The sequence below is a fragment of the Mesorhizobium sp. ESP7-2 genome (assembly GCF_020164715.1).
Classification (GTDB): Bacteria; Pseudomonadota; Alphaproteobacteria; order Rhizobiales; family Rhizobiaceae; genus Mesorhizobium.
Genome location: NZ_JAIUGQ010000013.1, coordinates 1 through 13103 on the forward strand (window position 1 = coordinate 1; position 13103 = coordinate 13103).

Below are 13103 nucleotides of genomic sequence, written 5' to 3' on the forward strand. Positions count from 1 at the left end.
GCCCTCGTTCGTGAGGCGTATATAGTCGCCACCCCGACAAACTGTCAACACCGCTTTCTCAAGTTTTTGAACTTTTTACGACAGAAATTTCGAGCGGGTCCTGTCGATAGCCGACTGCCGTAGGGGAACTGGGCACAACAGGAGGAGGAGGCACGAAGGAGCCCTATTGCCGCCGCATTGCCGTTCGACACCAAGGCCAACAAAGAGGCGCGAGCACAGCCGTGCAATGGCCTCTTTATGAGCCTCGTAAGGAAGCGCGCGACAAGCCTCATAGATAAAGGCACACCGCCCGCTTTTCACAGCGCTCTATAAGAGAAGTGCACGAGGGGAATTCGACCGGGGCCTGAGGCTTCGTTGACTTAACCTGCCGTGACAGGCAAATGTCATGGCCACAACAAAAGCGACAAGCCGTTCCGCCCGGGGAAGAAGCAGCCTTTCTGGATGCCAGATACGGAAGATGTCATAGCCGAACTCGGCAATGAGCCGCCGCTTATCGCGGACGGTCGCAGCGGCCCGCCCGATCGGCGCGAGGTTTCTGCGCGCTGGCTGTCGGGTACATTCCTCACTGGCGTGACCTCGAGCGTTCTGATGGGCGTCGCGCTGTTTGCCGCGCTTGACGGGCGCCAGCAACTGGCGACCCCACCCGAGATCGCGGAACTGATCGGCCTCGCCAGCAATGGCGATTCCGGCGAAGTGGCAAAAACGACCAGACTGGTGGCGCCGCGTCAGATCGCCAAGGCCAAGGACCGTCGTCGCATGGAAGTGTCGATGGTCACCAAGGTCGGCGACCGCGATGTCATCCACACCATGCCTTTCGTGCAGATCAAGATGGCACTCGCCGCCGGCCACACCACCAGCCGGCCCTACCCGCCTTTCGACCCGATGCAAGTGTTCGGCGACGACGGCGACGATACATCGGCGCAACCGGCGACGGCCTCGGCCGCTTCCGGCCAGATCTACGGCGCCAAGGTCGAAAGCGAAATGAGCCTGAAGACCGTCGACTTCCCGATCGAGACGGCTTCCTTCGACGAAAAGAGCGACCTGTCCGCCGACGAGGTGGAAAAGGTGGTGCGCGAAGCCGGCACCGACCTCAGCGACGGCGCCGTGCAGGTGGCTTCACTCCATTATGTCGATCCGCAGCGATTCGGCGAAGCTTTTGCCGAGAGCATGGCCGGCTCCTATGATGTGAAGATCGTGCCGGAAAACGTCTCCGTGTCGCCGCGCGCCAACGCAGACGACAAGGCGCCGGCTTTCGCCGAGGAAATCATCCCCTTCACCAAAGACACCGACCTCACCGAGGCCTTTGCCGACTCGGGCTATACGGGCGACGATGCCACCGGCATGGCCGAAGCGATCGCCAAGCTGCTCAACGCGCCGGCGCTCAAGGCCGGAACCGTACTGCGCGTCGGTCTCGAGGTTCATGGCGACGCCGCCAAGGTCGTGCGCACCAGCGTCTACGACAAGACCACGCACATCGTCACCATCGCACTCGACGACCGCGGCCAGTACGTGCCGGCGCAGGAGCCGGAGCCCAATCCCGAATTGCTGACGGCGTTCGATGATTCGTCGGCGCCGGTGGTGGTGCGTGGCAATCTGCCCAACGTCTATGACGGAATCTACCGCGCCGCCTATTCCTACGGCATGTCCAAGGCGATGACCCAGCGGCTGATCAAGCTCCTGGCGTCCGATGTCGACTTTCAGTCCCGACTCAATCCCTCCGACCGCCTTGAAGTGCTGTTCTCGCAGCCAGATGGCGACGACCAGACGTCGGACAATTCCGAGCTTCTCTATGTCTCGGCGACGTTTGGCGGCACGACGCGCAATTTCTACCGCTTCCAGATGCAGGACGGCAGCACGGACTATTTCGACGAAGACGGCTCGAGCGCTAGGCAGTTCCTGCTGCGCAATCCGCTGCCCGCCGGAAAATTCCGCTCCGGCTTCGGCGCCCGCAAGCATCCGATCCTCGGCTATGTCCGCATGCACACCGGCGTCGACTGGGCAGCTCCGATCGGCACGCCGATCATCGCCGCCGGCAATGGCGTCATCGAGAAGGTCGGCTGGGCCGGCGGCTATGGCAAGCAGATCATCATTCGCCATGCCAATGGCTACGAGACCTCGTACAATCACCAGAGCGCCTTTGCCAAAGGTATGGAGCCCGGCGTGCACGTGCGTCAGGGCCAGACCATCGGCTATCTCGGCCAGACCGGCCTCGCCACTGGCCCGCACCTCCACTACGAACTGATCGTCAACGGCACCAAGGTCGATCCGATGCGTGTGCGTCTGCCGGTCGGCAAGGTGCTGAAGGGCGACGATCTCGTCGCCTTCAAGCGCGAGCGCGAGCGCATCGACGATCTGCTGAAACAGGAAGATGGCAATTCGCTGAAGGTCGCCAGCGCCAAGATCGAAGGCTGAGTCTCAGCCTTCGTCCTGCCGAGGTTCGGCGCGCCGCGACCACGGCAGCGCTTCGCCGGAAATCGTCGTCCATGCAACGACAGCGGAAAGTAGGCACAGCAGCGCCGTCACCGAGGAGACGGCGGAAAAAGCCGCGTCGCTGGCTGCGATTCTCGTCGCATCGAGTGCCGGCGAAAGTCCTGCTGGTGGCAGTTCGCCGAAACCAGGCACGCCGGGCGCGGCATTTGCCTCCAGAGCATAGGCGTAGATCCAGGCAGCAAGCGACCCCATCGCCGCCACCGCGATCAGACCGCCGATGCGTGAGACGGCGTTGTTGATGCCGGAAGCCGCGCCGGTGTCCTTGTCTTCCACCGCCGTCATGATCGCGGTCGACAATGGCGACACGACCAACGCCATGCCGAGCCCCATCAGCGCCATCAAGGGAAAGATGCCCGTCCAGAAATGGTGAAAGCCGGCATGGGCGAGCAAGGCAAGCCCGGCGAAGGCAATCGCCACGATCAGGCTGCCGCAGGCAATCGGCAAACGTGGCCCGATCCTGTCCGACAGCTTGCCGACGGGTCCCGACAAAAGCGCGATCGCTGCAGACAGCGGCAGGAAGATGAAGCCGACCTCGGCCGTGCTCACCCCCCAGCCGGCGATCAGCAGCATCGGCAAGTAAAAAAGATTGGCCGACAGCGCGAAATAGAGGAAGAAAGTCGCGACATTGGCGCCTGCGAAAGCACCGATGCGAAACAGGCTGAGGTCGATCATCGGCTCGCGCTGCCGCCGCTCGAACAAGATGAAGACGACAAGCAGCACGGCGCCGGCGGCAATGCTTGGACCGGCCATGCGGCTCTCGCCGCTGGCGCTCATCGAAGTCAGCCCATAGGCGAGCGCGCCGAAGGCCAGCGTCGCAAGCGCACCACCGGCAAGGTCGAGGCTGCGTTGCTCCGTCGGCGCATCGGCCGGAATCTTGGCGAGCAGCAGATAGATCGAGATCAGGCCGAGCGGCAGGTTGACGGCAAAGATCGCCCGCCAGATGCCATCGCCGAAAGCCGACAGCACCAGGCCGCCGAGCACGGGGCCGAGAGCGGTGGTCAGCGCCGAGGCCGCCGCCCAGATGCCGATCGCGCGGCCGCGTTCCTTCTTGGGATAGGCCTTGGCAATGATGGCGAGACTACCTGGCACCATGATCGCGGCACCGATGCCCTGGAGCGCGCGAAACGCGATCAGCACGACAGCGTTCGGCGACAGCGCGCAGGCAAGCGAGGTGGCGACGAACAGCGCAATGCCGGCAACGAAGGCTCGGCGCAGCCCGAACCGGTCGCCCGCGGCACCGCCGGCGAGGATTAGCGCCGAGAGCGTCAGCGCGTAGGCATTGGAAATCCACTGTGCCTCGACAAGGCTGGCGCCGAGGTCGACGCGGATCGCCGGCATGGCGATCGCCAGGATCGATCCGTCGATGAAGCCGAGCGCCGAGGCCAGGATCGCCGCGATCAACACATAACGCCGCTGCGATTGCGGGCAGAACGTGCCGTTCGCGACCGATGCGGTCAGCGGAATGGCGGCGGCTTTATCGGGTGAATGCATGCCATCCTAATTAGATTGCCGGCGCGCCGGCAACAACCAGCCAGAGGCTTGTTGTCCTTGAAACCAGCCATATTGCCAGGGATCGCATCTGCCCCGATGCAAACCGCGGCAGTCATGCTAGTTTCCCAGGAGCCGCGGGCAGGAGAAATCGATGAAGCGTCCACTCGAAGCATCGGTTGAAGGGCGCGGCCGTATTGTCGGTATCACCGATGGCGTGTTCGCCATCGCACTCACACTGATCGTGCTCGAGATCAGGGTGCCGGCACATGAGGCCATCCATTCCGAACACGATCTTCTCGTCGCCGTCGCGGCATTGGCGCCCCGCTTCCTCACCTATGCCTTGAGCTTCCTGACCCTGACCATCTTCTGGTTCGGCCAACAGGCGCAGCATGGTTTGATCGCCAAATCCGACAGACGGCTGGCCACGCTGAACCTGTGCTTTCTCGCCTTCATCGCGCTGTTGCCGTTCTCCACCGATCTGCTGGCCGATTTCCTCGAATTCCGGACCGCGGTGCTGGTTTACTGGCTGAACCTGCTGATGCTCGGCATCACGCTGTTCGCCAGTTGGCACTATGCGGTGAAGTGCGGCTTTGTCGCGGAAGATGTCGGCGCGGAAACGAAACGCATGGTCTACCTGCGCATCGTCAAGGCGCAGATCCTGTGGGCTGTCGGTGCCGCACTTTGCCTGATCACGCCGCTGCTGAGCGTCGGCTTCATTCTGGTCGTGCAGTTGATCTATGCCGCGGCGCTACGCGCCTCATTGCTGCGCAACGTCATCGGCTGAAGGTCCGCCAACGAATTCCACGGTAACGCCTGGCGACACTAGCTTGGCGAGCTCGCGCGCGTCCCAGTTCGTCAGGCGCACGCAGCCATGGCTTTCGGTCTTGCCGATCTTCGACGGCTCGGGCGTTCCGTGGATGCCGTAGGTCGGTTTGTCCAAGGCGATCCAGACTGACCCGACAGGTCCGTTGGGGCCTGGTGGAACGGTAAGAATTTTGTCGTTCTCGCCCTGCTTGAAATTGATGTTCGGATTGTAGGTGTAGTTCGGGTCGAGCGCGATGCGCGACACGGCGTGGATGCCGGTGGGCGACGGCGTGTCCGCCGAGCCGATGGTGGCGGGATAGGCTGCTACCAGCTTGCCGCCCGCATCGTAGGCGTACACCTCCTTCTTGGTCTTGTCGGCGACGATGCGCGCGACCGGCGTCGACACCAGATTGCCGAAATTGGCGACCTTGATGATCGTGCCGGGGCGGTTGAAGTCGAGGCCCTTGTTGATCGACTTCAGATAGTTCTCGTCCATGTGGAAGCGCTCCGCCAGCGCCTCGGTGACAGAGGTGTAGCACATGCAGTTGAGCTGCGCCTTCTGGCTGTAGTCTTCCGGTATCGACGCGACATAGGGACCGGCTGCATCCTCTGCCGTGATGGTATAGTTGGCGAACGCGTCGCCGCCGGATTGCGAGAGTGCCGACTGGATGCCGACCGCATCGGTCGATTTGAGGCTGCTGCCGTTGATCTGGTTGTAGGCCGCCAGCGCCTTGTCGACATTCGAACCGAAGCGCCCGTCGATGACGCCAGGCGAAGCACCACCCCGGTCGAGCAGCACCTGCAGTGCTGCCACATCCTGGCGTGCGCCCAGCGAAAGCGACGGATCGACCGACGTCTTGCCGCCAACATTTGGCGGTGGTGCCGCCTGGTCGGAGGGCGCCGCCTCTTCCGTCGGGACTGCCGGCTGGAGAGGGTTTATCGACGCCTCGTTCAGCGGCTGGCGCTGGATGGTGTGCGGCTGCGGCGCATCGGGATAGTTGTTGTCGTAGTTGCCGTCGTCCTGCGGCGCCGGCGGATAGGCATCGACCGAATTGTTGCTGTCAGGATCATATTCGTCGGCTGGCGGCGGGATGACCCGTCCTTCCTCTTCCAGTTGCTTGCGGCGGAAGCGGGCCATGTCCTGGGGATCGTCGAGATAGTAGCGGTCATCGGCGGGGGCACGGCCTAGTTGACGCAGCCTTGTCTCGCGGCGTAGCGCCCGGCGGTCAAGCCGTGTCTGCGGCGGCTGGATGGCGATTACCTTGCCGGTATCCGCATCGACGATGACGCGATTGCCCCTGGCGTCGTAGTAGATATCGAGATTGCCGTCCTGGGCGAGCAGAATGCCGCCGCCCTCGGCCGTGCGGACAGGCTGGGCAGCGCCGTCATGCGTCGGCGCCGCGAACGCGTTGGAAAACACCAGTCCCGCAACAAGCGCCGAAAGGGTGAAGATAGTGCGCAGCATAGTGGCGAAACTCTCCGGTCCGTATGTGCCGCCGCCCGGCATTGTGCAGTTCGGCGAACCCCTTCGCCAGCAAATCAGTTGCCCACCATATGGTTCCAACATGAACCGGGCATGAAGATGGCGGTTTTCCAGCGCCTCGAGGAATATCAGCTAATGCACGTCGCCCGGAAGTGTCCTCGGTTCCGGGACAACGACATGCATAAAATCAGAAGCTTACAGCAGGTCGGGCGAATCCTATTCGCCGCGACATGCTGTAACCTGCGCCAAGCCCAATTCCTTGCGCGCCTGCTTCGTCAGCTTCAGGGCAACCAGGCGATGACTCTCGCGCAAATAGTCCTTCAGCGCACCATCATCCATGCTCTGGCTTGTCTGACGCTGGATCCACTTCATGCCGCGGGAGGCAAGATAAGGCGCGGGCCGCAGGCCCGGCTGCTCCTTGAGCACGTCATAGGCGATGTCGGAACATTTGAAGGTGACGAAGAGCTGCCGACCCTGATCCCAGCCACCGATCGCGAACACCTTGGTCCCGACCTTCCAGACATGGGCGCCGCCCCATTGCACCACGTGGTTCGTTGCAGGCAGCGAGGCGCAGAAGCCGTTGTAGTCGTCCAGCGTCATCCGGGCTCCTGTGACATGAAAACGCCGCGTGCCCACACTGGGCACGCGGCACTCTAAAGCGCGGTGCGCTTCAGATCTTTGTCTTATGCATGTCGTCGTCCCAAAACCGAAGTCGCTTTTGGGCAACATGCACCGATCAGGCGGCCGCCTCGGCTGCGACGATCGCCGGCTTGGAGCGGAAATTCAGCCGGTCGGAACCGGCCGTGACCTTGACCGTCGAGCCGTCCAGTATCTCGCCGAGCAGGATCTTTTCCGCCAACGGATCCTGCAGCTCCTTCTGCATCACCCGCTTCAACGGCCGGGCCCCATAGGCGGGGTCGTAACCCTTGGCCGCCAGCCACTCGATCGCCTCGGGATCCAGCGACAGCGTGATCTTGCGATCGGTCAGCAGGCTCTCCAGCCGCTTGAGCTGGATCTCGACGATACGGTCCATGTCCTTGCGGCGCAGCCGGTGGAACAGGATCACCTCGTCGACGCGATTGAGGAACTCCGGCCGGAACGATGCCCTGACCACGCCCATCACTTCGTCTCGCACGGCGTCGACATCCTGGTCCTCGCCGAGATTGACCAGATATTCGGCGCCGAGATTCGACGTCATGATGATCAGCGTGTTGCGGAAGTCGACGGTGCGGCCCTGCCCATCGGTGAGCCGGCCGTCATCGAGCACCTGCAACAGAACGTTGAAGACATCGGGATGCGCCTTCTCGATCTCGTCGAACAGCACGACCTGATAGGGCCGGCGCCGCACCGCTTCGGTCAGCGCACCGCCTTCCTCATAGCCGACATAGCCCGGAGGCGCGCCGATCAGCCGGGCGACGGAGTGCTTCTCCATGTACTCGGACATGTCGAGGCGCACCAGCGCCGTCTCATCGTCGAACAGGAAGTTGGCCAAAGCCTTGGTCAACTCCGTCTTGCCGACGCCGGTTGGCCCGAGGAACATGAACGAGCCGATCGGCCGGTTCGGATCCTGCAGGCCCGCGCGGGCACGCCGCACCGCCTTGGAAACCGCCTGCACCGCCTCGCCCTGGCCGACGACACGCTTGCCGATCTCGTCTTCCATGCGCAACAGCTTGTCTCGCTCGCCCTGCAGCATCTTGTCGACCGGAATGCCGGTCCAGCGCGACACGATATGGGCGACGTGGTCGGGTGTGACCACTTCCTCGACCATGCCGGCCTTGCCGTCCTGGGCCTCGGCCGCCTTCAGCTTCTTTTCCAGTTCCGGAATCTTGCCATAGGCAAGCTCGCCGGCGCGCTGGAACTCACCCTTGCGCTGGGCAATGGCAAGGTCGTTACGCGCCTCGTCGAGCTGCTTCTTCAAATCGGCCGCAAGCCCAAGCTTCTGCTTCTCGGCCTGCCACTTCGACGTAATCTCGGTCGATTCTTCCTCCAGGCCGACAAGTTCCTTTTCCAAGCGGGCGAGCCGGTCCTTCGAGGCTTCGTCCGTCTCGACCTTCAGCGCCTCGCGCTCGATCTTGAGCTGCATGATGCGGCGGTCGATCTCGTCCAGCGCCTCAGGCTTGGAATCGACCTGCATGCGAAGCCGCGAGGCGGCTTCGTCGACCAGGTCGATTGCCTTGTCCGGAAGGAAGCGGTCGGCGATGTAGCGGTTGGACAGCGTCGCCGCCGCCACCAGCGCCGAATCGGAGATACGCACCTTGTGGTGCTGCTCGTACTTCTCCTTCAGGCCGCGCAGGATCGAGACCGTGTCCTCCACCGTCGGCTCGTCGACGAAGACGGGCTGGAAACGGCGGGCAAGGGCGGGATCCTTCTCGACATGCTTGCGGTATTCATCGAGCGTGGTGGCGCCGACGCAGTGCAGTTCGCCGCGCGCCAGGGCAGGCTTCAGGAGGTTCGACGCATCCATGGCGCCGTCCGCCTTGCCGGCGCCGACCAGTGTGTGCATCTCGTCGATGAACAGGATGATGTTGCCACTGGCCGAGGTGACTTCCGAAAGCACGGCCTTCAGCCGCTCCTCGAACTCGCCGCGATATTTGGCGCCAGCGATCAATGCGCCCATGTCGAGCGCCATCAGCTGCTTGTCCTTCAGCGATTCCGGCACGTCGCCATTGACGATGCGCAGCGCCAGGCCTTCGGCGATCGCCGTCTTGCCGACGCCCGGCTCGCCGATCAGCACCGGGTTGTTCTTGGTGCGGCGCGACAGCACCTGAATGGTGCGGCGGATCTCGTCGTCGCGGCCGATGACCGGATCGAGCTTGCCCGCGCGTGCGTCCGCGGTGAGGTCCCGCGCATATTTCTTCAGCGCGTCATAGCCTTGTTCGGCACTCGCCGAATCGGCGGTGCGCCCCTTGCGGACGTCGTTGATGACCTGGTTCAGCGCCTGTGCGGTGACGCCGGCCTTGGCCAGGATTTCGGCCGTCTTTGCCGATTTCTCCATGGCAAGCGCCTGCAGCAGCCGCTCGACGGTGACAAAACTGTCACCGGCCTTCTTGGCCAGGTCCTCGGCAGTCGAGAACACCTTGGCCAGCGGCTGCGCCAGATAGAGCTGGCCATTGCCACCCTCCACCTTGGGCATCGCCTCGAGCGCCGTCTCGACGCCGAGTTTGACGTCACGGACATTGCCGCCGGCACGCTCGATCAGCGACGCGGCCAGACCCTCGTCATCGTCGACGAGGACTTTCAGAATGTGTTCGGGAGTGAATTGCTGGTGGTTCCGGGAGAGCGCCATCGTCTGCGCGGACTGGATAAAGCCGCGCACGCGCTCGGAGTATTTCTCAAGGTTCATATTTGTCTCCTTCCATCACCGGCCCGCTTTGCGGCACCGGATCAGATTGCGGTGACGGATCCGCCCATTCGAGCCGGATCCCGTTCAGGCCAGATATGGTGCATAGGGCGGGGTGTCTCAAGACGCCTTGATGTCGGTCAATCCATATTATTCCCCGAGCTCCCAACCAAAACGGCGGAGATTGCTCCCCGCCGTTCGATGTCCTGCAGTGCCGTTCGATCAGTTGTCGATGTCGGCGATCACGGGTTCAGCGCTACCGCTGTCGCCCGGAGCCGCGGTCGTCTCACCGGCATCCGCATTGTCGCTGCCGCCCTCGACCTGATCGGGATTGGCGCGCGGACGGCGCGGGCGCCGCGGGCGGCGGGCCGCACCGCTCTCGGCGGCCGCCTCGTTGAGTTCAGCCTGGGCGGCCAGACCGGCTGGCGAAAAATTCTCGAACCGTGGAGCTGGTTCTGCTGCCGCGACGGTCTCCGACGGTGAAGCGGGCACTGCCTGGACTTCTGTCTGCCCCGAGGCCTCGTTGCGCTGCTGCTGGCCGCCTTGTTCGGCTGAAGAAGCATAGTCGCGCTGGCTGTTTTGGCCGTAGCCGCCGTTAGGGCGGCGATCGCGATGACGCCCGCCATCGCGGCCGCCATTGTTGCGCCCGCCACCGTCACGCCCGCCACCGTCACGGTTGTCGCGACCGCTTTCCCGGTTCAGCGCAACTTCCGCCGGCATGCCCTCGATCACTGGCTGCGGGCCGGCGCCATGGTTGACCACCGGAATTTGCGGATCGGAACCGGCGTTGCCGCTGCTATTGCCCGCCCCGCTATTGCCAGCCCCGCTGTTGCCGGCCCCGCTGTTGCCGGCCCCGCTGTTGCCGGCATTGTCGAACTCGTCGCGATCCTCATCGCCGTCCTCATCGAACTCGTCGCGCGACTGCTGGACGTTCTGGATCGGCATCTGCGCCTGTGCGGCGGCAATGATGCGGTTGTAGTGTTCGGCGTGCTGGAGGTAGTTCTCCGCCATCACCCGGTCGCCGGAGCTTTGCGCGTCACGGGCCAGGGTGGCGTATTTTTCGGCGATCTGCTGAGCCGATCCCCGGATCTTCACGTCCGGGCCGTTGCTCTCGTAATTGCGCGTTAGCGGATTCGGGCCCTTGCGGTTGTTGTTGTTGTTATTGTTGTTCCCACCGCCGCCGCCATTGTTGTTGCGACCGCGCATGCGCCTGTTCTGCTGTTGTGGCCTCATTCGACTCTCTTCATTTTGAAATTTTCGAAAAACTCTTCACGAACGGAGGCGCTCATGCAGCCAGCCGTTTCGTTTCTTCACCGGCGTTCGCCCGCATCGATTGCGTTGGCGCCACGTGCCATCCTGTTCCGGTTACATCACTTGCCGGACGATTCCCGCACGAAGCTTGGGCGTCGTTTGCGCAAGAAGGCAGCTATATCCAAGGAAACCGAATCGCTAAGAGCACTGCCTGCTTCGTCTCATCCGGTTAGGCGACCCTAGCCGCATTCCCCGGTATTGCCAAGCGCTTTTTTTGCACTGCGTCAAGACGTTGCCCGCTGAAAAACAAGAACCCTGTCGTTTCCGCCGAGATCGCCAAACACCTCGCCGCCCGCGTAACCGGCCGCGCGAAATATATCGTCGACGTCGTTGCTTTGTGTGTGGCCGATCTCGACCGCAATTCTGCCTTCGGCTTCCAGAAATCTTGCCGCCTCTGCGGCGATGACCCTATAGGGGTTCATCCCATCCACGCCACCATCCAGGGCAACACGCGGGTCGAAATCGCGGACCTCGTCCTGCAGATTTCCAATCTCTTGAGTTGGTATATAGGGAGGGTTTGCGGCAATTACATGGTACCGCCCGGAAACTTTTTCGAACCAGTCCGATTGGACCGTCGTGAACCGATCGCCGAGCCCGAGCTGCCCGGCATTGCGGGCCGCCATTGCCAGCGCGCCGGCGGAAATGTCGACACCGGTGGCCGTCGCGGCCGGCACGACGCTCAGCAGCGCCAGGGCAATGGCGCCCGTCCCGGTGCCGAGATCGAGGATGCGGCATGCACCCTCCCGCGCGACCATTGCCTTGACGAAGGGCAGCACCGCCTCGACCAGCGTTTCGGTGTCCGGCCGCGGCTCCAGCGTCTCCGGCGACAGCGACAGGCGCAAACCGTAGAATTCGCGATAGCCGAGGATGCGATGCACCGGCTCGCCACCGGCTCGCCGTCTCAGGGCGCCGTCGATCGCGGCGATGGCGCCGCCGTCGATCTTGCGCTCGGGGTCGGCAATGGCCTGCGTGCGCGTCGTGCCGGAATAATGCTCGACGATCAGCCGCGCATCGAGCGCGGCATCATCGATACCGGCCGCGGCAAGCCTGGCCCGCGCCTTCCGCAGCAGCGGCCCCAGTGCCTCGGGCGGATGGTCAGCCATCGAGGCCGATATCGGCCAGCAGCTTCGACTGGTGATCGGCGATCAGTGCATCGATGACTTCATCGAGTTCACCCATCATCACCCGGTCGAGCTTGTAGAGCGTCAGGTTGATGCGATGGTCGGTGACGCGGCCTTGCGGAAAATTATAGGTGCGGATGCGCTCCGAGCGGTCGCCGGAGCCGACCTGCGACTTGCGCGATTCGGAACGCTCCTCGTCCGCCTTGCTGCGCTCCATGTCATAGAGCCGGGCACGCAGGATCTGCATGGCCTTGGCCCGGTTCTGGTGCTGCGACTTCTCCGCCTGCACCACCATGATACCGGTCGGCAAATGGGTGATGCGAACCGCGGAATCGGTGGTGTTGACGTGCTGGCCGCCGGAGCCTGAGGCGCGCATCGTGTCGATGCGGATGTCCTCGGCCCTGATGTCGATGTCGACCTCTTCCGCTTCCGGCAGCACGGCGACTGTGGCGGCGGAGGTGTGGATGCGCCCGCTGGCCTCGGTTGCGGGCACACGCTGGACCCGATGCACGCCGGACTCGAATTTCAGATGGGCAAACACACCCTTGCCTGAGATCGTGGCGATGATTTCCTTGAAGCCGCCGGCATCGCCGTCGCTCGCCGATACCGTTTCGAACCGCCAGCCGCGTTCGGCGGCGTAGCGCTCATACATACGAAACAGGTCGCCGGCGAAAAGTGCCGCCTCGTCGCCACCGGTGCCGGCGCGGATTTCGAGGATGGCGTTCTTGTCGTCGGCGGCATCCCTGGGCAGGAGCAGGATCTGGATGTCCTTCTGCAGCGCCTCGATGCGCTCCTCGACGCCGGGCAGATCGGCTTCGGCGAGCGCCCGCATCTCGGCGTCGGTGCCCTTGTCGGCGAGCATCGCTTCGAGGTCGGCCTGCTCATGCTCGGCCGAGCGCAATTCCCTGACCTTGGCCACCATGTCCTGCAACTCAGCATATTCGGATGCCATCTTCACATAGGCATCCGGCGCCGGTCCGGCCGACATCTGCGCTTCGAGCATCTCAAAACGCTTGACGACTTGATCCATACGATCGCGGGGCAAATTGACCATGACGACGTG

At 63.4% G+C, this 13103-nt stretch carries 9 protein-coding genes; 2 read left to right on the forward strand and 7 right to left on the reverse strand.

Going from position 1 to position 13103, the window contains the following annotated elements; translation table 11 throughout:
* The first annotated feature begins 441 nt into the window (after positions 1 to 441).
* Positions 442 to 2412, forward strand: a complete 1971-nt coding sequence (locus tag LB543_RS14755) for a M23 family metallopeptidase (RefSeq protein ID WP_181178197.1) — start codon at positions 442 to 444, stop codon at positions 2410 to 2412.
* Positions 2413 to 2415: 3 nt separating this feature from the next.
* Here LB543_RS14755 and LB543_RS14760 read toward each other — a convergent pair whose 3' ends face one another.
* The gene (locus tag LB543_RS14760) at positions 2416 to 3981 is read right to left on the reverse strand and encodes an MFS transporter (RefSeq protein WP_224614570.1); all 1566 of its coding nucleotides are present in this window, start codon (positions 3979 to 3981) and stop codon (positions 2416 to 2418) included.
* Positions 3982 to 4132: 151 nt separating this feature from the next.
* Here LB543_RS14760 and LB543_RS14765 point away from each other — a divergent pair, with 151 nt between their 5' ends.
* Positions 4133 to 4765: a TMEM175 family protein gene (locus LB543_RS14765; protein ID WP_224614571.1), complete on the forward strand. Its 633-nt coding sequence runs from the start codon at positions 4133 to 4135 to the stop codon at positions 4763 to 4765.
* Here the strand turns inward: LB543_RS14765 and LB543_RS14770 are convergent.
* From LB543_RS14770 to prfA, 6 genes are all read right to left on the reverse strand, one after another.
* Positions 4739 to 6250 (reverse strand): L,D-transpeptidase family protein, encoded by a 1512-nt coding sequence (locus tag LB543_RS14770; protein ID WP_224614572.1) that lies wholly within the window; start codon positions 6248 to 6250, stop codon positions 4739 to 4741. The genes LB543_RS14765 and LB543_RS14770 overlap by 27 nt on opposite strands.
* A 234-nt stretch (positions 6251 to 6484) precedes the next feature.
* Entirely contained in the window at positions 6485 to 6868 is a 384-nt protein-coding gene (locus LB543_RS14775) for an MmcQ/YjbR family DNA-binding protein (RefSeq protein WP_224614573.1), read from the reverse strand.
* Positions 6869 to 7004: 136 nt separating this feature from the next.
* Positions 7005 to 9611: an ATP-dependent chaperone ClpB gene (gene clpB / locus LB543_RS14780; protein ID WP_224614574.1), complete on the reverse strand. Its 2607-nt coding sequence runs from the start codon at positions 9609 to 9611 to the stop codon at positions 7005 to 7007.
* Between the two features lie 219 nt (positions 9612 to 9830).
* On the reverse strand, positions 9831 to 10841 hold the full coding sequence (locus LB543_RS14785; RefSeq protein WP_224614575.1) for a DUF4167 domain-containing protein: 1011 nt from the start codon (positions 10839 to 10841) through the stop codon (positions 9831 to 9833).
* 302 nt (positions 10842 to 11143) lie between these two features.
* Positions 11144 to 12022 carry a peptide chain release factor N(5)-glutamine methyltransferase gene (gene prmC / locus LB543_RS14790; RefSeq protein WP_224614576.1) on the reverse strand — a complete coding sequence of 293 codons (879 nt, stop codon included), beginning with the start codon at positions 12020 to 12022 and terminating at the stop codon, positions 11144 to 11146.
* Positions 12015 to 13094 (reverse strand): peptide chain release factor 1, encoded by a 1080-nt coding sequence (prfA, locus tag LB543_RS14795; protein WP_224614577.1) that lies wholly within the window; start codon positions 13092 to 13094, stop codon positions 12015 to 12017. The genes prmC and prfA overlap by 8 nt, the downstream gene beginning before the upstream one ends.
* Positions 13095 to 13103 lie beyond the last annotated feature (9 nt).